Raw genomic sequence first — 22,429 nt, forward strand, 5'->3', positions numbered from 1 at the left:
AAATTGTCGCAAAATTGTAAAATTGCCAGCGATTTCAACCCGCTTCGCTGCTTTCCTGCCGTGCACGGCGTACAAGCCGCTCCACTTCGTCGCTCGTAATCAAGCCAAGGGACAAGGCCCGGACGCAGGCGGTTGTCCGGTCGTTCACTTCCAGCTTGGCGAAGATCCGGCGGATATAGGCGTCGATCGAGGAGCGCGACACGCCCAGCGCCAGCGCCATATCCGGATTGCTGCTGCCCCGGCACATCAGGCGCAAGACGTCGAGTTCCCGATTGGACATGGGCGGAACTTCCATATCCGCGCGCACGATGGTGCAATAGCGTTGGAACGCTGTCTGGCCGATCTGGTGAACCGCAAGCAGCACCGCTTCGGACGCAGGGATTTCAGAATCCCAGCCGCCCCCAAAGAATATCGCCCTTCCCTGCGGGCCATAGCACGCTGTGCCCACGACCCGGCGGAAGCCGTATTTCGCCGCCAGTTGCATATAGCGGTGCTGCTTGGCGGACAGCTTGCTGGCAGGAACATCTTCGGGCCAACGGAACGCATTGGGATAATCCAGCGAGAGCACGGGCAAGGGATCAAACGGCGCCAGCCGTGCGCGATAATGCCGTTCCCAGACACGCGGAAAGCCGAGATTGGACAGGATCTTCTCCGCCCGCGCATCGCGCACCAAGGGCGCGACCGAATAGATGCGGCGAATGCCCAGCACCTCGGTCGCTTCAAGCGACAATAGCTGCAAGTCCGCAACCCGGGTCGCATCCCGGATGGCGGCCAAAGCCGATACCAATTGATCGCTGTCTACGCGCATTTCGCACCACTCCAGCTGCCCCGGTCAGCAACCCGCATGACGGCGCGTTGATCGATGCGCGCTCTTTTAGACTCGGTGATGATGCCATGTTACCAGCACTAGGTCAAAACCTGCCGCATCCAACCGGAGCCTGCCGCCCATGTCCTTTTCGCTTTACGAAGCCTTTGTCCCCTCCTGCATCCAGATCCTGCACGCCTCGCAAGGCTGGATCGAGAAGTGCAAGAACTGCGGCTCATCCGAGGAAGATCTGGCAGGCGCACGGCTGCACGAATCCATGCTGCCCTTTGCCTATCAGGTGAAAAGCATGGTGGCGCATTCGGTGGGAGCCATCGAAGGCGTGCGCAAAGGCAGCTACTCGCCGGACATAAGCGCGCCTGCGACCGGGCTCGAACAGATGCGGCTCGATCTCGGTGCGGCAGAGAACACGCTGCGCGCGCTCTCGAAAGGCGAAGTGGATTCGTTTGTGGGCGGGGAAACGCGGTTCGTTTTCGAACAGATGAAGCTCGATCTGCCCTTTGCCAGCGAGGATTTCCTGCTGAGCTTCAGCCAGCCGAACTTCTATTTCCACGCCACCACCACTTACGCCATCCTGCGGATGAAGGGGCTGGATGTGGGCAAGACGGACTTTATGGGCAGGCTGCGCATAAAGCGCGGCTGAGCTGGGTTAGCGCGTCCGCCGGGCGAACCAGATCGTGTGGCGCGGCCCCTTGTTATTGGGCCGGGCGCGCACCGCCTCTACCTGCACATCAAGCCCCGCATCCTTCAGGCGGCGGGTGAATTTGTGATCGTCGGCGGCTGACCAGATCGCCAACAGACCACCGGGATTGAGCGCGTCGCGCATCCGGGCGATGCCGGTACGGGTATAGAGCCGCTCATTGCCTTCGCGCACGATGCCGTCGGGGCCGTTGTCGACATCCATCAGGATCGCGTCATAGCGCGGCGTGGTGCCGTCAACCGCATCGTCGACGAGTGCCGCGACATCGGCGAGGATCACCTGGCCGCGTTTGTCCTCCAGCGTTGCGCCCGTCAGATGTGCGAGCGGCCCCCGTGCCCAGTCGAGGATTTCGGGCACGACTTCGGCCACGGTCACGCTACCGCCTTCGGGCAGTTTCTCCAGCGCGGCACGATAGGTAAAGCCCATGCCATATCCGCCGATCAGCACGCGCGGCGCGGGCGTTTCGAGGCGTTCGAGCGTCAGCCGTGCCAGCTGCTCCTCGCTGAACTGCATCCGCGTGCCCATCAGCTCGTTGCGGCCGAGCATGATGATGAAGTCGCGGCCATGGCTGACGAGTGTCAGCATGTCTCCGCCGGGGATTTGCGCAGTGGCGATCTCTTCGCGTGGCAGCATGGGTATTCCTTCAAAACGGAAAGGGCCGCGATTGCTCGCGGCCCTCCCTGTATAGTCTGGTTGGAAGGCTTAGTCGTCCTTCAGGAAGGCCGGCATATGGTCTGCACCACCGCCGTCTTTCGCGTCGGGGCCATCACGGCGGCCGCCACGATCACCCTTGCGGTCACGATTACCGCCCGGGCCACGACGATCACCGCCGCGACCGCCACGATCTCCGCCACGGCCACCTTCGCGCTTGTCACCGCGCGGTTCGCGCGGTTCGCGCGCCGGACGGGTGTCTTCCAGCTCTTCGCCGGTTTCCTGATCAACAACGCGCATCGACAGGCGAACCTTGCCACGGCCATCGATTTCGAGAACCTTGACCTTCACGTCCTGCCCTTCGGACACAACATCGGTCGGCTTCTCGACGCGCTCGTTCTTCATTTCGGACACGTGGACGAGACCGTCCTTGCCGCCCATGAAGTTCACGAAAGCACCGAAATCAACGATGTTGACGACCTTGCCAGCGTAGATCTTGCCGATTTCCGGCTCTTCCACGATGCCAAGGATCCAAGCCCGTGCCGCTTCGATCTCGTCGGCGTTGGAGGAGCTGATCTTGATCATGCCTTCATCGTCGATGTCGACCTTCGCGCCGGTTTCGGCAACGATTTCACGGATGACCTTGCCGCCCGTGCCGATCACGTCGCGGATCTTCGACTTGTCGATCTGCAGTGTTTCGATGCGCGGTGCGTGCTTGGAGACGCCCGAACGGGCCGAACCCAGCGCCTTGGCCATTTCACCAAGGATATGCGTGCGGCCGGCCTTCGCCTGCTCCAGCGCCTTGGCCATGATTTCCTGCGTAATGCCGGCAACCTTGATGTCCATCTGCATGGTGGTGATACCGTTTTCGGTACCGGCCACCTTGAAGTCCATGTCACCCAGGTGATCTTCGTCACCCAGAATGTCGGACAGCACGGCGAAGTCTTCGCCTTCGAGGATCAGGCCCATCGCGATGCCCGAAACGGGGCGCTCGATCGGAACGCCCGCGTCCATCATCGACAGACAGCCGCCGCACACGGTCGCCATCGAGGACGAGCCGTTGGACTCGGTGATGTCGGACAGGATGCGGATCGTGTAGGGGAAATCCTCATGGCTCGGCAGGACGGGGTGCAGCGCACGCCATGCCAGCTTGCCATGGCCGATTTCACGACGACCCGGCGCGCCGAAGCGGCCCACTTCACCCACCGAATAGGGCGGGAAGTTATAGTGCAGCATGAAGTTCGAGTAGGAGAGACCCTCCAGGCCGTCGATCATCTGCTCGCTATCCTTGGTGCCCAGCGTGGTGGTGCAGATCGCCTGCGTTTCCCCGCGGGTGAACAGCGAGGAGCCATGCGTGCGCGGCAGGAAGCCGACAATGGCTTCGATCGGGCGAACCTCGTCCAGCTTGCGCCCGTCGATCCGCTGGCCATCCTTCAGGATCGCACCGCGAACGATATCGGCTTCCAGCTTCTTGACGAGCTTGCCTGCAACCATCGCAGTCTGGCCTTCAGCTTCGGCATAATGCGCCTTGGCCTTGGCACGCGCTGCGTTGAGCGCATCCGAACGGGCGGACTTGTCGGTCAGCTTATACGCGGCGGCGATATCTTCGCCCACCAGTGCGCGCAGTTCTTCCTTCATCGCGGCCTTGTCGTCCGAGGTGTCGATTTCCCACGGCTCCTTGGCGGCCTGTTCGGCCAGAGCGATGATCGCGCCGATGACGTTGCGGCATTCGTTATGCGCAAACATGACCGCGCCGAGCATTTCTTCCTCGGTAAGTTCCTTGGCTTCGGATTCGACCATCATCACCGCGTCTTGCGTTGCGGCAACCACCAGATCGAGGCGGCCATCGGCGAGTGCGGCATCCTGCTTCGGGTTGAGCGTGTATTCGCCATCGACAAAGCCGACGCGGCACGCGCCAATCGGGCCCATGAACGGCACGCCCGAAATGGTCAGCGCGGCAGAGGCGGCGACCATCGCCACCATGTCTGCCTCGGTTTCGCCGTCAAACGACAGAACCTGACAAATCACGTTGATTTCGTTGTAGAAACCTTCGGGGAACAGCGGGCGGATCGGGCGGTCGATCAGGCGGGAAACCAGCGTTTCCTTTTCGGTCGCGCCGCGTTCACGCTTGAAGAAGCCGCCGGGAATGCGGCCTGCTGCGGAGAATTTTTCCTGATAGTGAACGGTCAGCGGGAAGAAGTCCTGCCCTTCCTTGACGCTCTTGGCGGCGGTCACGGCGCACAGCACCACGGTTTCGCCATAAGTGGCCAGAACGGCGCCATCGGCTTGACGGGCAATACGGCCGGTTTCCAGAGTGAGGGTCTTTCCGCCCCACTCCAGCGATACGGTTTTCGTGTCGAACATAATTATCCTTCTGAACCCGCGCCGCCTGATTGCGATGCGGGGCCTACAGTTTCCGGGTGAACCGTCCCGGCACGGTGTGGGGCCTGTTACGCCCCATAGCCCCTCCACCGAATTGTGAAGGATGCCAATTTGTCTGGTCGCATCGCGAACCCGAAAACCGGATACCACTTTTCGTGCGATGCTTCCGTTTTGCTTACGCTCCGAATGTTACGGAACGCAGATAAACAAAGCGGCCCAGAGGCGGGCCGCTTCGCAAATTCTTATTTCCGAAGCCCCAGCTTCTGGATCAGGGCATTGTATCGGCCCAGATCCTTGCGCTTGAGATAGGCCAGCAGGCTGCGACGCTTGTTGACCATCTGCAGCAGACCACGACGCGAATGGTTATCCTTGTGGTGATCCTTGAAGTGCTCGGTGAGATTGCGGATACGCTCGGTCAGGATAGCGACCTGTACTTCCGGCGAACCGGTGTCGCCCTTGGCGGTGGCGTTGTCCTTGATAATCTCGGTCTTCTTTTCGGCAGTTACCGACATATTTCTCTTACCTTCTGCGGTATCATTTTAGACGTTAAACCCCCGCACGACTTTCATCATGCCCCCGTCAAGTTCCACCAGCGCAACCGGAACAGCGTCCAGCGTCGCGAAGTAGAGCCCGTCGGGGTGGGGCAGATCGGAAACGACCCGGCCTTGTCTGGCCGCCTGCGCATTGTTCCAATCGAGAGCGAGAGCCGGGATACCGTCCAGCCCCGCCTCCAATGGCAGGAGGTGGTCTTGAAGAGGCGCGCCCTTACCGATTTCGTTGAGTTTGTCCAGCGAAATCGCCTGTTCCTCGCGGAACGGGCCGGCCTTGATGCGCCTGAGATAGGTCACATGACCCAAAGTTCCAAGAGCGCGCGCGATGTCGCGGGCCAGGCTGCGGATATAGGTGCCTTTGGAAACATGGGCGACCAGCGTTATCGCATCAGCGAGTTCGAGCGGGGCTTGCGGATCGTACGGATCGGGGCGGCCTGCGGTGGTGGCGAAGGTGGACTCAATCCCAAACCCCGTTCGTCCTGAGCTTGTCGAAGGACTGCCCTTTTCTTCCGTGCTTGGCGCTTCAGAAGTGAAAGGCAGCCCTTCGACAGGCTCAGGGCAGTCGGATATCGGGTAAAGCGAATGCACCGTCACCCGCCGCGTTTGCAGCTCCACCTCTTCCCCCGCCCGCGCCAGATCATAGGCGCGTTTGCCGTCCACTTTCAGCGCCGAGTATTTTGGCGGAAGCTGATCCTGCTCGCCGGTGAAATGTTCGCAAATCGCCGCAACCGCTGCCCGCGGAGGGCGGCGGTCGGTGCGGGCGGTCACGGCGCCCTCGGCATCGAGCGTGTCGGTCTCCTCGCCAAACTGCACGGTGAAGGCATAGATCTTGTCGGCATCGAGCATCCGCCCGGTCAGCTTGGTCGCTTCGCCCAGCGCGATGGGCAGCACGCCCTCAGCCAGCGGATCGAGCGTGCCGCCATGGCCGACCTTGACCTTGCCATAGCCCGCCTCGCGCAAATTGCGCTTTACCGCGCCTACCGCCTGCGTCGAACCGAGGCCCGGCGGCTTGTCGAGGATCAGCCAGCCATGCGGCTGCGGCTTTGCCTCAGCCACCGGCAATCGCCTCTGCGATCGCGAAATAATATCCCATCACCCATTCGACCGGCGGCAGCACCACGCGCTCGATAATATTCGCCTGTGGGAAGATGTATGGCACCGCCACCAGCAGCACGAACAGCAGCGGGAAGCCGAGCGGGCGGATGCGCTCGTACGCCTGCGCAGCGCGGCGCGGCAGCAGGCCTTCGATCACATGGCTCCCGTCAAAAGGCGGGATCGGCAGCAGGTTGAAAAGCGCGAGGAAAATGTTGATCGAGATAAAGGTCGCCAACCCCGTGCTCAGCAGCCCCATATCGCCCGCGCCCGCCGCCATATCTGCCGAAAGCGACAGGCCCAGAGCCACCGCGCCTATCGCGGCGAGCAGGAAGTTCATCCCCGGCCCTGCAGCCGCCACCGCCATCATCCCGAAGCGCGGATTATTGAGGCGCTGCTTGATCACCGGCACCGGCTTGGCCCAGCCGAACACCGGCATTCCCGCCAGCGCAAGGCCGCCGGGCACCAGCAGCGTGCCAATCGGATCGACATGGCGCAGCGGGTTGAAGCTCAGCCGCTTCTGCTCCTTGGCTGTGGGATCGCCCAGCATCAGCGCAGACCAGCCATGCGCCACCTCGTGGAACACAATGGCGATGATAAGGCCGGGGATCAGGATCGCGGCGAGGAACAGCGTTTCGGTCATTGCGCTCCAGATGGGGAATGGCGGCACAAGGGTAAAGACCAAATCGTTTGGCGGTGTTAGGAGTTGCGAATCATTTTCAATGCACAGGACGCATAAGTATGAATGACACTGCTGCCGCCGCCCCGTCGCAATCGGGATTTCTTGGCTGGGTAGAGCGAACGGGCAACAAGCTGCCCGATCCGGTGTTCATCTTCTTCTACCTGATTATCGCGCTGGTGGCGATTTCGGTGGTGGCGGCTTTGGCGGGGGTTTCCGCCATTCACCCCACCGAAGTGGACGAGGCCACGGGCAGCAATACCGTGATTCAGGCGGTCAGCCTGCTGTCGCCGGACAATCTCCAGCGGCTGTGGGTGGAAATGCCGGCGACTTTCACCCACTTCCACCCGCTGGGTTATGTGCTGGTGGTGATGCTGGGCGCAGGCGTTGCCGAACGCTCGGGCTTTTTCGCAGCCGGTATGTCCAAGGCGGTGAAGGCCGCGCCCACGTCCTTGCTGACCCCTGTGGTGGCGCTGGTGGCGATGTTGGGCAACCACGCCGCTGATGCAGGCTATGTCGTGCTGATCCCGCTCGCAGGTATCCTGTTCGCTGCCGCTGGCCGCCACCCGCTTGCAGGCATCGCCGCCGCTTTCGCTGGTGTGTCTGGCGGTTTCTCCGCCAACATCTCGCCCGGCCAGCTCGATGCGCTGCTGTTCGGCATCACCGAGGAAGCCGTTGCCGCCTCCGCGCTGCATCCGGGATGGACGGCGAATATAGCGGGCAATTGGTATTTCATCACCGCGATGACGGTGCTGTTCCTGCCGATCATCTGGTACGTCACCGACAAGGTGATCGAACCGCGCCTTGGCCCGTGGACGGGCGGCGCGCAGGCGGGCGCAAGCGATGCCGCCGCCAGCCCCGATCCGACCGAGCATGACGGCGCGCGCGCGTCCAAGGGACTGCGTGCCGCGGGTCTTGCCGCTGTGGGCGTGATCGGGCTGTGGCTGGTGATGACCTTCGCGCCGGGCACCCCGCTGATTAACGAGGCCGCGTGCCTCACCGAAACCGGCGAAGCGGTGGCCGATTGCTCGATCCACACCGAGCTTGGCCCGCTTTACCAGAGCCTTGTCGCCGCCTTCTTCCTGCTCTTCATGCTCACCGGTTGGGCCTATGGCCGCGCGGCGGGCACGATCAAAGACCACCGCGACCTCGTCAACATGATGGCCGAAAGCATGAAGGACATGGGCTATTACCTCGTCCTCGCCTTTGCCGCGGCGCATTTCGTGGCGATGTTCGGCTGGTCAAACCTCGGCCTTATCACCGCCGTGCACGGCGCGGCGGGGATTGAAGCGACAGGCCTGCCGCTGCCCATTGTGCTGGGCCTGATGGTGCTGTTTGCCGCGCTGCTCAATCTGTTCATCGGCTCGGCCAGCGCCAAATGGGCCTTGCTCGCGCCGATCCTCGTGCCGATGCTGATGCTGCTCGGCGTCAGCCCCGAGGGCGCGACGGCGGCGTATCGCGTCGGCGATAGCGCGACCAATATCATCACCCCGCTGATGGTGTACTTCCCGCTGATCCTTGTCTTCGCGCAACGCTGGAAAAAGGATTTCGGCCTCGGGAGCCTCACCGCGATGATGCTGCCCTATTCGATCTGGCTGCTGATTTCCGGCACGCTGCTGGTCGTCGGCTGGGTCTATCTCGGTGTGCCCTTGGGGCCGGACGCGCCGGTGGCCTACAGCTTGCCGGTGGCCGCGCAATAGGGCCTGAACTGAGGGGGAGACAGGGTGAACGCAGCGAGCAGCGCGCCGGAGCAGACCCAATCTGGCTTCCTCGGCTGGGTGGAGCGGACGGGCAACCGTCTGCCCGATCCGGTGCTGCTGTTCGTCTATTTCATAGCCATCCTGATCGGCGTTTCGGTGCTGGCGAGCACGCTCGGCTGGTCGGCCCCGCATCCCGGCGAGATCGACCCCGACACCGGCACCAACCGCATTGTCACCGTGCAAAGCCTGCTGTCGGTCGAGAATTTGCGCAAGCTGCTGACGTTGACGCCCGAAACCTTCACCCATTTCCCGCCCTTGGGCTTTGTGCTGGTGGTGATGCTGGGTGCGGGCGTCGCCGAACGTTCCGGCCTGTTCACCACTGCCATGAAAGCTAGCGTCGCCAAGGCATCGCCCTTCTGGCTAACCCCGACCGTGGCGCTCGCTTGCATGATGGCGAACCACGCGGCTGACGCGGCGTTTGTGGTGATGATCCCGCTCGCCGCGATCATCTACCACGCCGCGGGCCGCCATCCGCTGGTGGGCATCGGCGCGAGCTTTGCGGGCGTATCGGGGGCGTTCAGCGCGAACCTGTTCCCCGGCCAATTGGACGCGCTGCTGCTCGGCATCACCGAGGCGGCGGTGCAGACCGTGTTCGGCGAATACACCATCAACATTGCGGGCAACTGGTATTTCATCGCCGCGATGACGGTGGTGTATCTGCCGGTCATCTGGTTCGTCACCGACCGGATGATCGAACCGCGCCTCGGCCCCTATGACATCGCGCTGGCAGGGGATCAGCCCGCCGAAGAGGCGCAGGATGCGCTGACAGCGGGCCAAAAGCGCGGCCTCAGCCATGCGGGCCTCGTGGTGCTCGCCCTCGTGGCGCTGTGGGTGCTCCTCACCATCGGCCCCGTCGCGCCGCTGGTGGACGACGCCGCCGCGCCCGAAGCGCGCCTGAACCCGCTCTACAAGAGCCTGCTGCCCTTCTTCCTGCTCGTCTTCCTGCTGCCCGGTTATGCCTATGGCCGCGCGGCGGGGACGATTGCCGACCATCGTGCGCTGATCGGCATGATGGCGGGCGGGATGAAGGACATGGCCTATTACCTCGTCCTCAGCTTTGTCGCCGCGCATTTCGTGGTAATGTTCGCCTGGTCGAATATCGGCATCGTGCTGGCGGTGACCGGTGCGGACGCTTTGCGCGCCAGTGGCTTGCCGGTGTGGGCGATGCTGATCGCGATCGTCCTCTTCGGCGCGCTGCTCAATCTCATCATCGGCTCGGCCAGCGCCAAGTGGAGCGTGATGGCGCCGGTGCTGGTGCCGATGCTGATGCTGGTGGGCGTCTCGCCTGAAATGACCACGGCGGCCTACCGCGTGGGCGACAGCGCGACCAATATCATAACTCCGCTGATGGTGTATTTCCCGCTGATCCTGATCTTCTGCCAGCGATGGAACCGCCATTTCGGGCTCGGCAGCCTGACCGCGCTGATGATGCCCTATTGCGCGGGGATTATCGCGGCGGGGCTCGGGATTACCGTCCTCTGGGTGGTATTCGACCTGCCGCTGGGGCCGGGCGTCGGCGTGTTTCTGGAAAGCCTGCCGGTGGCGGGGTGAAGACCCTCGCGATCATCTGGTACAGCTGGACGGGCGGCTCGCGCCAATTGGCCGAGGCGGCGCGCGAAGGGGCGCTGGAGGCAGGCGGCGTGGACGTGCGGTTTCTCGCGGCGGAAAATGCGCAGTCGAGCGACCTGCTGGAATGCGACGGCTATATCTTCGCCTGCCCCGAAAACCTCGCTGCGATTGCTGGCGTGATGAAGGCCTTTTTCGACCGCACCTATTACGATGCGCTCGGGCGAATTGAAGGGCGACCCTACACGGCGCTAATCTGCGCAGGCTCGGACGGCACGAATGCGCGGGCGCAGCTTGAGCGGATTTGCACCGGCTGGCGGCTGAAACGCGTGGCGGACACGCGGATCGTCAATGTGGGCGCGCAGACGCGGGAGGAAATTCTCGCGCAGAAGGTGATTGGCGAAGCGGACTTGGCGGCGGCGCGGGAATTGGGTGCTATGATGGCAGCAGGATTGGAGATGGGGGTGTTTTGAACCTTCCAGTCACCCCCGACTTGTTCCGGGGCGGGGCTGCCTTACCGATACATCCCCAACTCCCCCGCAAAATGCCGTCGGCACAGCGCGACATAGCGTTCATTCCCGCCGATCTCGGTCTGCTCGCCCTCGCCCACCGCTTCGCCCGTATCGGAGACGCGCAAATTCATCGTCGCCTTGCGTCCGCAATGGCAGACCGCCTTCAACTCCTGCAAACTGTCCGCCACGCCCAGCAGCACTGCCGAGCCGGGGAACAAGTCGCCGCGAAAATCGGTGCGCAAGCCGTAGCACAGCACCGGAATCCCCGCTTCGTCCGCCAGCCGCGCGCATTGCCACACCTGCACGGCGGTGAGGAATTGTGCCTCGTCGATCAGCACGCAAGCGAGCGGCGACGCCTCGTGCTGCGCCATCACCTCACGCCAGAGATGCGTGCCCGGCGTATAGCGATGCGCATCCGCCTCCAGCCCGATCCGGCTGGCAATCGCGGCATCGGCGCGGGTATCGATCGCGGCGGTCCACAGCATCGTCGCCATACCGCGCTCGCGATAGTTGAAATCGGCCTGCAACAGCGTGGTCGATTTGCCCGCATTCATGCTGGCATAGTAGAAATAGAGCTTGGCCATCGGTCCCTCGCGTCCAACCCCTGACCCGCTCGTACTGAGCTTGTCGAAGGACTGCTTTTTCTTCTCGTAAAGGACTAAAAAGGAAGGACAGCCCTTCGACAAGTTCAGGGCAGCCGGAGGTGGGGATTATTCCCCGTCCAGATCCCGCCGCACTTTCGGATCGTCGAGCAGGCTTTCGATCCGGCTTGCCTCGTCAAAACTTTCGTCAGGGCGGAATTGCAATTTGGGGGCGAATTTCAGGCCGAGGCGCTGGGCGACTTCGCGTTGGAAGAAGGCGGTGTTGGTGCACAGCGCCTTCACCACCACATCCTCATCCTCGCCGAGCAGCGGCTTCACATAGACTTTCGCATTGCGCAGATCGGGCGACATCCGCACTTCGGTGACGGCGATGGTGTGCGCGCGCAACACCTCGTCATGCGCCTCACCGCGTGCGAGCAATTCGGAAAGGATATGCCGCACCCGCTCGCCGACTTTCAGCAGGCGGACGGACTGGTCTTGCGGAGCGGTGTGTTTGGGCATCAGGCGTCCGGCCCTTCCGGCTTGGCTCCCGGCCACTCGGTCGCCAACGCGGTGGCGGTGGCGCGGGCGCAGAGTTTGCCGTTTACGTCGAACAGCTCGGCCTCGATAAAGCTGATCCGCCGCCCGGCCTTCACCGGGCGCGCTTTCACCGTCAGCGGCTCCATCGGCACCGGGCGCAGCAGCGACAGGTTGATATCGAGCGAGAGTTGCAGCTTGCCGCCCGTGCCCAGATACACCGCCGCACCCATCGCCTCATCCATAAAGCCCGCGAGCAAGCCGCCCTGCACATTCCCACGCATATTGGCGAAGCCCGCAGGCGGGGTGAACGCCATTTCGATAGTGTGCGTAGCTTCATCCAAGCTGACAAAGGTCGCACCCATCAGCTTGGCAGAGGGCCATTGGAGGATGGGGGAGGTTTCGGTCATGCGTTGCCCTTGTCGTCTAACGGCATCTCACGGAGCCATCTGTTCAGAAGTCCAAAATTGCGCAAGTATGCATAAACCCATGGAAGCGCCGCGACGCCGAGCAACACACCTAAGTTTGACCAAAACTCCGAACTCAGTTCACGCGAACCATTGATCGACGAACCTAAGGTTGCAACCGCAAAGATCGCCCAAAGAACCGTGAACAGAACCACCAATACGCTACATACAAGTGCGACTGTGAGAACAGCCGTTTCGATCACTTCAAAGGCCTGCGCATACCACGGACGGCGGGACTGAATGGCTTCGTCAGTCACATATCCTTCGCCCGGTTGGTAGTCCTCACTCAAAGCGGCCTGTCCTGTCTTTTGCAGGGAAGGGTTGCACTTGGCGAACTGTCGAAGAGGCATTGGCGGTTTCGGTCATCGGGTGCACTCTAGCGCCACTTTTGGCGGAGGGAAATTGTCAGGATCACCCCTCCCCGAGGGGAGGGGCAGCGAGACTTGGCAGCTTGCTGCTTAGTCGCAGCGGGGTGGGTTTGCGGCGTTCGATAATCAAGCGCCACACCCCCATCCCCCAACCCCTTCCCCCAAGGGAAGGGGAGTTATCACAAAGTCCGTTCCTGCTCCGACACTTCGAACACTTCAAGCTGGTCGCCCGGCTTGATGTCGTTCGTGTCTTCCAGCACCACACCGCATTCGAGGCCGGTACGCACTTCGTCGACATCGTCCTTGAAGCGCCGCAGCGACTGGATGACGGTCGCCGAAACGATAACGTCGTCGCGCGTGAGACGGGCGTGGACGCCCTTGCGGATGACGCCTTCGACCACCAGCAGACCCGCTGCCTTGTCGCGCTTGCCCGCCGGGAACACCTGCTTGACTTCGGCACGGCCGATGACGTTTTCGACCTTGAGCGGGCCGAGTTCGCCGAGCAGTTCCTTCGTCACTTCGTCGGTCAGGTGATAGATCACATCGTGATACATCATCCGCACCCCGTCGCGCTTCACCAGTTCGCGCGCCTTGGCATTGGGTCGCACGTTGAAGCCGATGACCGGCGCTTTGGAGGCGTTCGCCAGCGTCACATCGCTTTCGGTGATGGCACCCACGCCCGCATTCAGCACGCGCACCTTGATGTCATCATTCGAAAGGTTGTGCAGCGCAGTGACAATCGCTTCGACCGAGCCCTGCACATCCGCCTTCACCACCACCGGCCATTCGATCACATTGCTCTTGTTGAACATCGTATCGAAGCTGGTGGGAGCCAATGCGGTGCGCTTCTCGGTCGCCTTTTCCTTGCGGTATTGCGAGACTTCGCGGGCGCGCTGTTCGTTTTCGACCACTGCCAGCGTATCGCCCGCCGAGGGGACACCAGAAAGGCCCAGCACTTCCACCGGCATGGAGGGGCCGGCTTCCTTGATCTGCTTGCCCTGATCGTTGATCAGCGCGCGCACCTTGCCGCTTTCGGTGCCGACGACAAAAGTGTCGCCGCGTTTCAGCGTGCCGCGATTGATCAGCACGGTGGCAACGGGGCCGCGGCCCTTGTCCAGCTGCGCTTCGATCACGGTGGCTTCGGCATCGCGGTCGGGCCGCGCCTTCAGTTCGAGCAGTTCCGCCTGCGCCGCGATCTTGTCGAGCAGTTCATCGAGACCCGCGCCGGTTTTCGCCGAAACCTCGGCATCCAGCACATCGCCCGACATTTCTTCCACGACCACTTCGTGTTCGAGCAGGCGCGTGCGCACCTTGTTCGGATCGGCTTCGGGCTTGTCGACCTTGTTGATCGCCACGATCATTGGAACGCCCGCCGATTTGGCGTGATTGATCGCCTCGATCGTCTGCGGCATGATCCCGTCATCGGCGGCCACCACCAGAATGACGATATCGGTGACGTTGGCACCGCGCGCGCGCATTTCGGTGAAGGCGGCGTGGCCCGGCGTATCGAGGAACGTGATCGTCTGCTTATCCTTGGTGACGACCTGATAGGCGCCGATATGCTGGGTGATCCCGCCCGCTTCGCCGCGCGTCACATTGGTTTTGCGCAGGGCATCCAGCAGGCTGGTCTTGCCGTGATCGACATGGCCCATAACCGCGACAACCGGCGGACGCGGCCGCAGCGTTTCTGCGGGATCGGCATCCTCGGCCGTGTCCAGATCGACATCGGATTCGGAGACCTTCTGGATATTGTGGCCAAATTGTTCGACCAGCAATTCCGCCGTGTCCTGGTCAATCGTCTGGTTGACGGTGACCATCATATCCAGATTGAACAGTTCCTTCACCAGATCGGCGCCCTTTTCGCCCATCCGCTTGGCCAGTTCGGCCACGGTGATGACTTCGGGCACCACCACATCGCGCACCTGCTTTTCGCGCGGCTGGCTGGAGAAGCCGCCCTGTGCGCGGCGTTCCTTCTCGCGCGCACGTTTCAGCGCGGCGAGGCTGCGGGCGCGGCGGCCTTCATCCTCGTTCAGCGCCCGGTTGACGGTGAGCTTGCCCGAACGGCGATTGTCGGGCGCGGCACTGCCGCCACCCGCACTGCGCTTGGGCTTTTCTTCCTTCTTGGGCGGACGCTTGGGCTCGGGCCGGGCAACAGGCGTAAACTTGCGCGCGGCAGGGGCCTTGGTTTCGCTGTCGTCCTCGGCGGGTGCGGCCTCGGCAGCAGCCGTGGCGGCAGGCTCGACTTCGGTCGCCGCTGCGGGTTCCTCGACAGCGCGCTTCTCGGCCTCTTCGCGGGCCTTGGCATTGTCCTCGGCGCGCTTCTTTTCTTCTTCGGCCGCCTTGCGGGCTTCTTCGGCTTCACGCTTGCGCGCTTCTTCCGCCTGACGCAGCCGGTCTTCCTCGGCTTCGCGCTGGAGGCGGGCGACGCGTTCCTGCGGCGTTTCGCCGGCAGGCGCAGACGGCTTCTTCGCCACGGGCTTGGCAGCGACGGGCGCCGGCGGAGGCGGCGGGGGNGAATAGTACGAGCACATGAGCGAAGAAAACGACACACCGCAACGCACCCGCAAGCCGCTTGGCCTGAAGCGGGCGGTTGACGGTGGCGAAGTCAAACAGACCTTTAGCCACGGCCGCACCAACAAGGTGGCGGCGGCGGAGGCGGCGGGGTCTCGCCCGGTTTCACGAGCTTGCGGCGACGCTTCACCTCGACCGCCACCTTGTTGGTGCGGCCGTGGCTAAAGGTCTGTTTGACTTCGCCACCGTCAACCGCCCGCTTCAGGCCAAGCGGCTTGCGGGTGCGTTGCGGTGTGTCGTTTTCTTCGCTCATGTGCTCGTACTATTCCTTCAAAATCAATCAACAACGCCGACGCCGGTCAAAGCTCCGGCGTCTTCGTTAGTCCCGGCCGCTGGTGCGGCACCCAGAAAGGTCTGCAAACGCCCCAGCGGGACGGCTACCCGCTGCGCCGATTTTCCATCAGCAAGCGCCAGGTGAACGACATTCTCGCGGCCCAATGCCACAGACAGGGCATCACGGTCTAGTGGAAGAACCTCTCCCCTCAAACCCGAGCCTTCTGCATCAAGGCCAACGCGGAACGCCTGGTCGAGCCGGCGACGGCCATCCTCGCTGGCATCGCTGGCATGATAAAGCGCGGCGATCTTGCCCATCCGCGCCTCGTCCCTGATCCTGTCGCTGCCCAAAATAATCCGCCCGCTGCGCATTTCCAACCCGAGCCGCTGAAGAAACGCGGTTTTGAGACCGCTTTCCGCGAGGTCAGCCAGATTGTCCGGAATGGTGAGCTTGCCGGTCTTGAACGCGCGCGCCAAAGCGCCGCGCAGCTTGCCGTTCGCCAGAGCTGCAACCAACGCAGTCTTGTCCACCCCGATCCACGCACCGCGCCCGGGGGCCTTGGCGTTGGGATCGGGCAGCACATCGCCATCGGGCGAGAGCGCAAGGCGCAGGAATTCATCGCGCAAACCGGTCTGCCCGGTCAGCACGCAGCGCCGCTCGCTCCCCTTGTCACAAGGGGGAGCGGCTTCGGTTTCAGACGAACCTAATGGGTCATGTTGAGGATTCCGCATCGGCGGCCTCCTCTGCTTGGGACTCGGCAGCGGCCGGTTCGGCTGCTTCCTCGTCCTCGAACCAGTGCGCGCGGGCCGCCATGATGATCTCGTTGCCCTGCTCTTCGGTCAAACCGAAAGCACCCAGCACACCGCCCTTGTCCTCGCTGCGCTGCGAACGGCGCTGCGGCGGGCCTTCCTGGCTCTGGCGACGACGCGGCGCTTCGCGGCGCTTGGCGATCAGTTCGTCGGTGGCAAGATCGGCCAGATCGTCGAGCGTCTTGATGCCGCCCTTGCCCAGCACGACGAGCATTTCCTCGGTCAGATGCGGGATATCGGCAAGCGCGTCTTCCACACCCAGTTCGCGGCGGGCGACGCGGTGCGCCTCTTCCTGCCGGTCGAGCGCTTCCTTGGCGCGGCTTTGCAGCTCTTCGGCCAGTTCGTCGTCAAACCCTTCGATGCTGGCGAGTTCTTCCAACTCGACATAGGCGACTTCTTCCAGCTCCACGAAGCCTTCTGCCACCAGCAGCTGCGACAGGGTTTCGTCGACGTCGAGCTCTTCCTCGAACATCTTCGAACGCTCGGCAAATTCCTTGCCGCGCTTTTCCGAGGCTTCTTCCTCGGTCATGATGTCGATCTGGCTGTCGGTCAGCTGGCTGGCGAGACGCACGTTCTGCCCGCGGCGACCGATGGCGAGCGACAGCTGGTCATCGGGCACAACCACTTCTATGCGGCCTTCTTCCTCGTCCAGCACCACGCGGCTGACCGTGGCAGGCTGTAGCGCGTTGACGATGAAGGTGGCGGTGTCTTCCGACCACGGAATGATGTCGATCTTCTCGCCCTGCAATTCCTGCACCACCGCCTGCACTCGGCTGCCCTTCATGCCGACACAGGCACCGACCGGATCGATGCTGCTGTCATGCGAGATCACGCCGATCTTGGCGCGGCTGCCCGGATCGCGGGCGGCGGCCTTGATTTCGATAATGCCGTCGTAAATCTCGGGCACTTCCTGCGCGAACAGCTTCTTCATGAAGTCCGGATGCGCGCGGCTGAGGAAAATTTGCGGGCCGCGATTGTTGCGTTCCACCTTGCTGATGAGCGCGCGCACCCGCTCGCCCACACGGGCGGCTTCGCGCGGGATCTGCTGGTCGCGGCGGATCACGCCCTCGGCACGGCCGAGATTGACGATCACATGGCCGAATTCGACCGACTTGATAACGCCGGTGATGACTTCACCCGCGCGATCCTTGAATTCTTCAAACTGGCGCTCGCGCTCGGCATCGCGCACCTTCTGGAAGATCACCTGCTTGGCGCTCTGCGCGTCAATGCGGCCCAGATCGTCCATCGCGGGGAGCGGATCGACGATAAAATCGCCCATCTTGCTGCCCGGCTCCAGCTTTTCCGCCTGCGCCAGATCGACCTGCTTGAAGTAGTCTTCGACTTCCTCGACCACTTCGACGACACGCCACAGGCGCAGATCGCCGGTCATCGGATCGAGCTTGGCGCGGATATCGTTTTCCTGCCCGAAACGGGCGCGTGCGGCCTTCTGGATCGCTTCTTCCAGAGCTTCGATCACGATGCTCTTGTCGATCATCTTTTCCGATGCAACCGCAGTGGCGATTGCAAGCAGTTCGGCCTTATTGGCTGAGATGGGGCTGGCCATCAGGTATGAGCCTCTTCTTCCTCTGTGTCCGTTTCCGGAGCTTCTTCGATATCTTCGACCCCGCTCATATCGAGCGGGCGGGTGGCAGCGATCAGCCGGTCGGTCAGAACCAGCTTCGCCGAGTGAATGCTATCCAGCGGGATTGCAACCGTGCCCGCTTTGCTATCCGCGATGGTGACGAGATCGCCTTCGATACCCACCAGTTCGCCGCGCAGATTGCGGTGACCGTCCAGCTTTTCAACAAGCGCGATCTTCGCTTCGTGCCCGGCCCAATTGGCAAAATCCTTTGCGCGGGTTAGCGGGCGATCGATGCCGGGGCTGCTCACTTCCAAGTGATAGGCCCCTTCAACCAGCACTTCGCCCGCTTCCTCGATCGCGTCGATCCGGTCGGAAATGCGGCGAGAGAGTTCCATGCACTGGTCAACCACAAGCTGCCCGGTTGCCGGGTCTTCCGCCATGATCTGCAACGTGCGCTCTTCGCCGGAGCCGGACATCTTCACGCGCACGAGATCAAACCCCAAAGCCTCGGCTTCGGGTGCAATCACTTCGGTAAGGCGCGCGATATCGACCATCGGTTCTCCTGCAATACGCCATTGTCATGACAATCGGGTGTCGTGCCGGCCCCTTGCGGCGCCAGCCCCTTCAGTGTCACAACAATGTCGGGATTGAGGCTTAATAAGCGCGCCGCGCGAGGAAAGCAACAGGCGAGTTATTCGCTCGTTACAGTGCCCGGAGGCGCAGCGGCCACATCCTCTTCACCGAGTTCGCGGATTGTGCCGCCATCGACCACCCAGACAGTGCGCGAGCGCGGCGTTTCGACGAACATCGGCACGGGCCGCATCATGCTGGCCCAAACGTGCACTTCGCTCGGTTCGGCAGCGCGGGTGAAGGCGACAGGTGTCAGCACAACCGCCTGTGTATCTGGGGTAATCTCGGGCAGCAGTGCGGTCGGGCAGCCGTCTTCCAGCCGGTGCAGCTGCGTGACTTGCCCTGCCGCATCAACCGAAAAGCGGTAATGCCCGCCCAGCGGAATGCTGTCCATATCGGTCAGCGGGGTCATGATATAGACCTGCGCCCCGTCACCATCGGGCACAGTAATCGTATTGGCCTGCGCATTGGCGCACAGGGTGAGCTGCACGCCCGAGAGCGTACCAATCACCGCCTGCCGGGCATCGGCAAGGCGGCTCGCCATGGCAGACAGCGGCGGTCTAGCATCGGCAGGATGGAAACCGCCCGCAACCACTTCCGACCCGTCAACCGTATAACGTGCCACTTCGACCGGCCCCGCGCCGAAATCGCCGAAATAGACCGCATCGAGCGTGCCGCCGCTGTCCGAGGGAACCACGACATAGCCGCGCATATAGGGGCCGAGCGCTTGATCATATTCGGTGAGGAAAGCATCGGTCGAGTGCCATGCGGCCTGATCATAAGCGAAAATCAGCTGCCCGCGCTCCTGCGCAAAGGCGAGCGATTCGGGCGATGGCGCGCTGTAGGGATAGGATGCCGCCGCCTGCGCATCCGCCGTTTGCTGGGCCAGCGCGGGCGCGGAGGCCGTCGCCGCCGCTCCGCACAGCGCCGCCGCACCCAGAATGCGCGAAACTACTCTATTCATCAAAAGTATCTCCTGTCCGCCCCGCAGGATGGCGCGGGTCTGGCGAATGTCAATCGCTGTCCGCCAGCCCGTGCTTTTTGATGCAATGGCGCAGCTGGTCGTACGTCAGGCCGAGCGCCTTGGCGGTTTGCCGCTGGTTCCAGCGATTTGCGCCCAAAGCGTGTTCGACTATCGCCTTCTCGTGCGCATCCACCGCCGCGCGCAGATCGTCGATGTCGTCAAAGCGCGGCTGGCTTGGTTGGACATTGCCGACAGGCGCGGAGCCGGAGGCGCGCGGCGCGGTCGGCGCGGAAGCCATCGGCGCTGGCTTCCACGGGCTGGCGAAGGGATCGAACACCATTTCACCAATCGGCATATCCCAATTGTCCCAGCGATAGACCGCGCGTTCCACCACGTTGCGCAGTTCGCGCACATTGCCGGGCCAAGGGTGGTCTTCCATCCGGTCAGCAATGTGATCGGCGAAACCCGGCCACCTCTCCCAGCCCAGCTCTGCCGCCATCCGCCGCCCGAAATAATCCGCCAGCACCTGGATATCGCCCTCGCGCACTCGCAGCGGCGGCAGGGTGATGACTTCGAAACTCAGCCGGTCGAGCAGATCGGGGCGAAACTCGCCGTGTTCGGCCTTGGCCTGCAAATCCTCATTGGTGGCCGCAACGATACGCACATCCACCCGCGTTGGACGGCTGGAACCGATGCGGGTGACCTCGCCATATTCCACCGCGCGCAGCAGCCTTTCCTGCGCGCCCATCGACAAAGTGCCCAGTTCGTCGAGAAATAGCGTCCCCCGGTCGGCTTCTTCAAACCTTCCGACGCGCGCTTTGGTAGCGCCGGTGAAAGCTCCTTGCTCGTGGCCGAACAGTTCGGCCTCTATCAATGTTTCGGGAAGCGCGGCGCAGTTCATCGTGACCAGCGGCTCTTCCCACCGGTCGGAAAGGCGATGCAGACGTTCGGCGATCAGTTCCTTGCCTGTGCCGCGTTCGCCGATCACAAGGACGGGGCGCGCCATCGGCGCTGCACGGCTCGCCCGCTCGACCGCATCGAGGAACGCGCCCGACTGGCCGATAAACTGGCTTTTGATCTCCATGCACCAGAATATAGTGAAATTTCCCACATTCTGGCAAGTAAAACCACATCCGGTAACACGGCTTCACAAAAATCTCTCGGAAATCCGCCATTCCACCCGTTTGGCACGCCCCTTGCTGTTCACGGGACAGACAGATTTTCAGGAGATACCCACGATGTTCGACCGCAGCTTCTTCACCAGCAAACTCGGCCACGCCGCGCTGGTCAGCGTCGCCGCGATGATCATGTTCACCGTGTTCACGCAGATGCAGCAGGATATGGGCGCCGCCGATATGCTGATCGCCACGCACGCAGCGGTTGAACTTGCATGAGCGACAACGACCGCAATCCCCTGACCCCGGTGGGCAACCAGCTGAAGCGCGTCGGCTCGCGTCTCGATGCCGAGATCGACCGTCTGCGCTCCAGCCCGGAGCCGACCCGTTCCGCAAACTTTTCCGGAGGCAACTGGATGGGCATTTTTTCCCGTACCCGTGATATCATCGCCGCGAATTTCAGCGAACTGCTCGACCAGGCCGATGACCCGGCGAAGATGATCCGCATGATCATCCTCGAAATGGAAGAAACGCTGGTGGAAGTGCGCGCAAGCGCGGCGCGGACGATTGCCGACCAGAAGGAAATGCAGCGCCATGTCATAAAGCTCGACCGGTTGCAGGCCGACTGGTCGGAAAAGGCGCAGCTGGCGCTGTCGAAGGATCGCGAGGATCTGGCGCGCGCCGCTTTGCTCGAAAAACGCAAAGCGACCGACATGATCGACAAGCTGAAGCAGGAAATGGCGGTGCTTGACGATGCGCTGCGCGCTTACGAGGCGGATATTGCGAAATTGCAGAACCGCCTGCGCGAAGCCCGCAGCCGCCAGACGCAGATCGCCGCGCGGCTCGAAAGCGCGGAAAACCGCGTCAAGCTGCGCAGCCTGATGACCAATGAACGCGTGGACGAGGCGCTAACCCGCTTCGAACAGCTCGAACGCCGCGTCGACTATGCAGAAGGCCGCGCCGATGCGCTGCAGATTTCGAACGGCAGCGGCAACAGCCTCGCCGACGAATTTGCCGCGCTCGAAGGCGGCGACAAGGTCGACGAGGAGCTGGAGGAAATGAAGCGTCTGCTCGGCAAGAGCGGTGACGCTGGAAAGAACAAAGGGGAATAACAATGGATTTCGGAGAAGTATTGGCCTTTGCCATGTTCTTCATCGCCTTGCCGTGGATCGTTTTGCACTACGTGACCAAGTGGAAAACCGCCGCCACCATCACCACCGATGACGAGGCACTGCTGGAAGATCTCTACAGCCTCGCCAAGCGGCTGGACGAGCGGATGGACACCGTCGAGCGCCTTGTCGCCGCAGACAATCCCGCCTTCGATCCCCCGCGCCTGCAAGCCGACCGAGAAGCCGACAACGCCCCCCTGCGCGAGCTGGAACAGCTGCTCGCCCAGCAGAAAGGAGCCAGCAAGTGAACACCCCCCGCACCACTCTTTATCGGGACAAGCAGAATGCGAAGCTTTTGGGCGTATGTTCAGGCATCGCGGATTACACCGGGATCAGCATCTTCTGGGTGCGACTGATGTGCATCATATCGTGGCTCACCCCGGTCGCTACTGTTACCATTCCGGCTTACATCCTAATGGGTTTGCTGCTGAACAAGAAGCCGCCGCATCTTTACGCAGCGGATACGAAAGAGACCGAATACTGGCAGGGCGTTCGCCAGAACCCCAAGCGCACCGCCCGCGAAATCCGCGCCCGGATGAAGGATGTGGACCGCCGCCTGGCCGAGGTCGAGAGCTTCTATGTCAATTCGAACCCGCTGCTGACCCGCGAAATCGAACAGCTGCGCTAAGCCAGAAACCTAACTGAG

25 protein-coding genes and 1 pseudogene are annotated in these 22,429 nt (G+C 62.5%); 9 read left to right on the forward strand and 17 right to left on the reverse strand.

The window, feature by feature from the left end:
* Nucleotides 1–34 precede the first annotated feature (34 nt).
* Nucleotides 35–808 (reverse strand): LuxR C-terminal-related transcriptional regulator, encoded by a 774-nt coding sequence (locus GC121_RS00270; RefSeq protein WP_151972000.1) that lies wholly within the window; start codon nucleotides 806–808, stop codon nucleotides 35–37.
* A 139-nt stretch (nucleotides 809–947) separates the two neighbouring features.
* Here GC121_RS00270 and GC121_RS00275 point away from each other — a divergent pair, with 139 nt between their 5' ends.
* Nucleotides 948–1,466 carry a DUF1993 family protein gene (locus GC121_RS00275; RefSeq protein WP_151972002.1) on the forward strand — a complete coding sequence of 173 codons (519 nt, stop codon included), beginning with the start codon at nucleotides 948–950 and terminating at the stop codon, nucleotides 1,464–1,466.
* 6 nt (nucleotides 1,467–1,472) lie between these two features.
* Here the strand turns inward: GC121_RS00275 and GC121_RS00280 are convergent, their stop codons facing one another.
* The 5 genes from GC121_RS00280 to GC121_RS00300 form a co-directional block, all read right to left on the reverse strand.
* Nucleotides 1,473–2,156 carry a spermidine synthase gene (locus GC121_RS00280; protein ID WP_151972004.1) on the reverse strand — a complete coding sequence of 228 codons (684 nt, stop codon included), beginning with the start codon at nucleotides 2,154–2,156 and terminating at the stop codon, nucleotides 1,473–1,475.
* 69 nt (nucleotides 2,157–2,225) lie between these two features.
* Nucleotides 2,226–4,538 (reverse strand): polyribonucleotide nucleotidyltransferase, encoded by a 2,313-nt coding sequence (gene pnp, locus GC121_RS00285; RefSeq protein WP_151972006.1) that lies wholly within the window; start codon nucleotides 4,536–4,538, stop codon nucleotides 2,226–2,228.
* 260 nt (nucleotides 4,539–4,798) lie between these two features.
* Entirely contained in the window at nucleotides 4,799–5,068 is a 270-nt protein-coding gene (gene rpsO / locus GC121_RS00290; protein WP_151972008.1) for a 30S ribosomal protein S15, read from the reverse strand.
* Between the two features lie 27 nt (nucleotides 5,069–5,095).
* The gene (gene truB / locus GC121_RS00295; protein ID WP_151972010.1) at nucleotides 5,096–6,163 is read right to left on the reverse strand and encodes a tRNA pseudouridine(55) synthase TruB; all 1,068 of its coding nucleotides are present in this window, start codon (nucleotides 6,161–6,163) and stop codon (nucleotides 5,096–5,098) included.
* Nucleotides 6,156–6,842 carry a site-2 protease family protein gene (locus GC121_RS00300; RefSeq protein WP_151975514.1) on the reverse strand — a complete coding sequence of 229 codons (687 nt, stop codon included), beginning with the start codon at nucleotides 6,840–6,842 and terminating at the stop codon, nucleotides 6,156–6,158. The genes truB and GC121_RS00300 overlap by 8 nt, the downstream gene beginning before the upstream one ends.
* Before the next feature lie 98 nt (nucleotides 6,843–6,940).
* Here GC121_RS00300 and GC121_RS00305 point away from each other — a divergent pair, with 98 nt between their 5' ends.
* Genes GC121_RS00305 through GC121_RS00315 form a run of 3 tightly spaced genes read left to right on the forward strand, consistent with a single transcriptional unit; the run spans nucleotide 6,941 to nucleotide 10,677 of the window.
* Nucleotides 6,941–8,578 carry an AbgT family transporter gene (locus tag GC121_RS00305; protein ID WP_151972012.1) on the forward strand — a complete coding sequence of 546 codons (1,638 nt, stop codon included), beginning with the start codon at nucleotides 6,941–6,943 and terminating at the stop codon, nucleotides 8,576–8,578.
* A gap of 24 nt (nucleotides 8,579–8,602) precedes the next feature.
* Nucleotides 8,603–10,189: an AbgT family transporter gene (locus GC121_RS00310; protein ID WP_151972014.1), complete on the forward strand. Its 1,587-nt coding sequence runs from the start codon at nucleotides 8,603–8,605 to the stop codon at nucleotides 10,187–10,189.
* Nucleotides 10,186–10,677: a flavodoxin family protein gene (locus GC121_RS00315; protein WP_151972016.1), complete on the forward strand. Its 492-nt coding sequence runs from the start codon at nucleotides 10,186–10,188 to the stop codon at nucleotides 10,675–10,677. Before GC121_RS00310 ends, GC121_RS00315 begins: the two co-directional genes overlap by 4 nt.
* A gap of 41 nt (nucleotides 10,678–10,718) precedes the next feature.
* On the opposite strand, the gene GC121_RS00320 is transcribed toward GC121_RS00315, so the two are convergent.
* From GC121_RS00320 to infB, 5 genes are all read right to left on the reverse strand, one after another.
* Complete coding sequence (locus GC121_RS00320; protein WP_151972018.1) at nucleotides 10,719–11,300, reverse strand: thymidine kinase; 582 nt, start codon at nucleotides 11,298–11,300, stop codon at nucleotides 10,719–10,721.
* A gap of 126 nt (nucleotides 11,301–11,426) precedes the next feature.
* Nucleotides 11,427–11,819 (reverse strand): 30S ribosome-binding factor RbfA, encoded by a 393-nt coding sequence (gene rbfA / locus GC121_RS00325; protein WP_151972020.1) that lies wholly within the window; start codon nucleotides 11,817–11,819, stop codon nucleotides 11,427–11,429.
* Nucleotides 11,819–12,244, reverse strand: a complete 426-nt coding sequence (locus tag GC121_RS00330) for a PaaI family thioesterase (RefSeq protein WP_151972022.1) — start codon at nucleotides 12,242–12,244, stop codon at nucleotides 11,819–11,821. Before GC121_RS00330 ends, rbfA begins: the two co-directional genes overlap by 1 nt.
* Nucleotides 12,241–12,591: a hypothetical protein gene (locus GC121_RS00335; protein ID WP_151972024.1), complete on the reverse strand. Its 351-nt coding sequence runs from the start codon at nucleotides 12,589–12,591 to the stop codon at nucleotides 12,241–12,243. The genes GC121_RS00330 and GC121_RS00335 overlap by 4 nt, the downstream gene beginning before the upstream one ends.
* 257 nt (nucleotides 12,592–12,848) lie before the next feature.
* A partial coding sequence (gene infB, locus GC121_RS00340) for a translation initiation factor IF-2 (RefSeq protein WP_151975515.1) occupies nucleotides 12,849–15,182 on the reverse strand: 2,334 nt, incomplete at its 5' end.
* A 16-nt stretch (nucleotides 15,183–15,198) separates the two neighbouring features.
* On the opposite strand from infB, the pseudogene GC121_RS00345 reads away from it, so the two are divergent.
* A pseudogene (locus tag GC121_RS00345) lies at nucleotides 15,199–15,276 on the forward strand (hypothetical protein); the annotation flags it as partial.
* 10 nt (nucleotides 15,277–15,286) lie between these two features.
* On the opposite strand, the gene GC121_RS00350 reads toward GC121_RS00345, so the two are convergent.
* From GC121_RS00350 to pspF, 6 genes are all read right to left on the reverse strand, one after another.
* A complete protein-coding gene (locus tag GC121_RS00350; protein WP_151972026.1) occupies nucleotides 15,287–15,493 on the reverse strand; it encodes a translation initiation factor IF-2 associated domain-containing protein in 207 nt (68 codons plus the stop codon).
* Nucleotides 15,494–15,516: 23 nt separating this feature from the next.
* Nucleotides 15,517–16,245 carry a DUF448 domain-containing protein gene (locus tag GC121_RS00355; protein WP_151972028.1) on the reverse strand — a complete coding sequence of 243 codons (729 nt, stop codon included), beginning with the start codon at nucleotides 16,243–16,245 and terminating at the stop codon, nucleotides 15,517–15,519.
* Nucleotides 16,226–17,887 carry a transcription termination factor NusA gene (nusA, locus tag GC121_RS00360; RefSeq protein ID WP_151972030.1) on the reverse strand — a complete coding sequence of 554 codons (1,662 nt, stop codon included), beginning with the start codon at nucleotides 17,885–17,887 and terminating at the stop codon, nucleotides 16,226–16,228. Before nusA ends, GC121_RS00355 begins: the two co-directional genes overlap by 20 nt.
* A complete protein-coding gene (gene rimP / locus GC121_RS00365) occupies nucleotides 17,887–18,459 on the reverse strand; it encodes a ribosome maturation protein RimP (protein WP_151972032.1) in 573 nt (190 codons plus the stop codon). Before rimP ends, nusA begins: the two co-directional genes overlap by 1 nt.
* A gap of 137 nt (nucleotides 18,460–18,596) precedes the next feature.
* Nucleotides 18,597–19,499, reverse strand: a complete 903-nt coding sequence (locus GC121_RS00370; RefSeq protein ID WP_151972034.1) for a hypothetical protein — start codon at nucleotides 19,497–19,499, stop codon at nucleotides 18,597–18,599.
* Between the two features lie 49 nt (nucleotides 19,500–19,548).
* Nucleotides 19,549–20,583 carry a phage shock protein operon transcriptional activator gene (pspF, locus tag GC121_RS00375; protein WP_151972036.1) on the reverse strand — a complete coding sequence of 345 codons (1,035 nt, stop codon included), beginning with the start codon at nucleotides 20,581–20,583 and terminating at the stop codon, nucleotides 19,549–19,551.
* 154 nt (nucleotides 20,584–20,737) lie between these two features.
* On the opposite strand from pspF, the gene GC121_RS15165 reads away from it, so the two are divergent.
* From GC121_RS15165 to pspC, 4 genes are read left to right on the forward strand one after another with little or no spacing between them, the layout of a single operon-like run.
* Nucleotides 20,738–20,893 (forward strand): hypothetical protein, encoded by a 156-nt coding sequence (locus GC121_RS15165; RefSeq protein ID WP_199857685.1) that lies wholly within the window; start codon nucleotides 20,738–20,740, stop codon nucleotides 20,891–20,893.
* Nucleotides 20,890–21,726, forward strand: a complete 837-nt coding sequence (pspA, locus tag GC121_RS00380) for a phage shock protein PspA (RefSeq protein ID WP_151972038.1) — start codon at nucleotides 20,890–20,892, stop codon at nucleotides 21,724–21,726. The genes GC121_RS15165 and pspA overlap by 4 nt, the downstream gene beginning before the upstream one ends.
* Nucleotides 21,727–21,728: 2 nt before the next feature.
* On the forward strand, nucleotides 21,729–22,031 hold the full coding sequence (gene pspB, locus GC121_RS00385; protein WP_151972040.1) for an envelope stress response membrane protein PspB: 303 nt from the start codon (nucleotides 21,729–21,731) through the stop codon (nucleotides 22,029–22,031).
* Nucleotides 22,028–22,411 (forward strand): envelope stress response membrane protein PspC, encoded by a 384-nt coding sequence (gene pspC / locus GC121_RS00390; RefSeq protein ID WP_151972042.1) that lies wholly within the window; start codon nucleotides 22,028–22,030, stop codon nucleotides 22,409–22,411. The genes pspB and pspC overlap by 4 nt, the downstream gene beginning before the upstream one ends.
* Nucleotides 22,412–22,429: the final 18 nt, after the last annotated feature.

The sequence above is a fragment of the Erythrobacter sp. EC-HK427 genome (genome assembly GCF_902498745.1).
In the GTDB taxonomy this organism is placed as follows: Bacteria; Pseudomonadota; Alphaproteobacteria; order Sphingomonadales; family Sphingomonadaceae; genus Alteraurantiacibacter.

What these genes read in the sequence shown, in the direction of transcription:
- GC121_RS00270 (WP_151972000.1), bottom strand. Translation starts at nt 808, where the DNA reads ATGCGCGTAGACAGCGATCAATTGGTATCGGCTTTGGCCGCCATCCGG.
- GC121_RS00275 (WP_151972002.1), top strand. Translation starts at nt 948, where the DNA reads ATGTCCTTTTCGCTTTACGAAGCCTTTGTCCCCTCCTGCATCCAGATC.
- GC121_RS00280 (WP_151972004.1), bottom strand. Translation starts at nt 2,156, where the DNA reads ATGCTGCCACGCGAAGAGATCGCCACTGCGCAAATCCCCGGCGGAGAC.
- pnp (WP_151972006.1), bottom strand. Translation starts at nt 4,538, where the DNA reads ATGTTCGACACGAAAACCGTATCGCTGGAGTGGGGCGGAAAGACCCTC.
- rpsO (WP_151972008.1), bottom strand. Translation starts at nt 5,068, where the DNA reads ATGTCGGTAACTGCCGAAAAGAAGACCGAGATTATCAAGGACAACGCC.
- GC121_RS00300 (WP_151975514.1), bottom strand. Translation starts at nt 6,842, where the DNA reads ATGACCGAAACGCTGTTCCTCGCCGCGATCCTGATCCCCGGCCTTATC.
- GC121_RS00305 (WP_151972012.1), top strand. Translation starts at nt 6,941, where the DNA reads ATGAATGACACTGCTGCCGCCGCCCCGTCGCAATCGGGATTTCTTGGC.
- GC121_RS00320 (WP_151972018.1), bottom strand. Translation starts at nt 11,300, where the DNA reads ATGGCCAAGCTCTATTTCTACTATGCCAGCATGAATGCGGGCAAATCG.
- rbfA (WP_151972020.1), bottom strand. Translation starts at nt 11,819, where the DNA reads ATGCCCAAACACACCGCTCCGCAAGACCAGTCCGTCCGCCTGCTGAAA.
- GC121_RS00330 (WP_151972022.1), bottom strand. Translation starts at nt 12,244, where the DNA reads ATGACCGAAACCTCCCCCATCCTCCAATGGCCCTCTGCCAAGCTGATG.
- GC121_RS00350 (WP_151972026.1), bottom strand. Translation starts at nt 15,493, where the DNA reads ATGAGCGAAGAAAACGACACACCGCAACGCACCCGCAAGCCGCTTGGC.
- GC121_RS00355 (WP_151972028.1), bottom strand. Translation starts at nt 16,245, where the DNA reads ATGCGGAATCCTCAACATGACCCATTAGGTTCGTCTGAAACCGAAGCC.
- nusA (WP_151972030.1), bottom strand. Translation starts at nt 17,887, where the DNA reads ATGGCCAGCCCCATCTCAGCCAATAAGGCCGAACTGCTTGCAATCGCC.
- rimP (WP_151972032.1), bottom strand. Translation starts at nt 18,459, where the DNA reads ATGGTCGATATCGCGCGCCTTACCGAAGTGATTGCACCCGAAGCCGAG.
- GC121_RS00370 (WP_151972034.1), bottom strand. Translation starts at nt 19,499, where the DNA reads ATGAATAGAGTAGTTTCGCGCATTCTGGGTGCGGCGGCGCTGTGCGGA.
- pspF (WP_151972036.1), bottom strand. Translation starts at nt 20,583, where the DNA reads ATGGAGATCAAAAGCCAGTTTATCGGCCAGTCGGGCGCGTTCCTCGAT.
- GC121_RS15165 (WP_199857685.1), top strand. Translation starts at nt 20,738, where the DNA reads ATGTTCGACCGCAGCTTCTTCACCAGCAAACTCGGCCACGCCGCGCTG.
- pspA (WP_151972038.1), top strand. Translation starts at nt 20,890, where the DNA reads ATGAGCGACAACGACCGCAATCCCCTGACCCCGGTGGGCAACCAGCTG.
- pspB (WP_151972040.1), top strand. Translation starts at nt 21,729, where the DNA reads ATGGATTTCGGAGAAGTATTGGCCTTTGCCATGTTCTTCATCGCCTTG.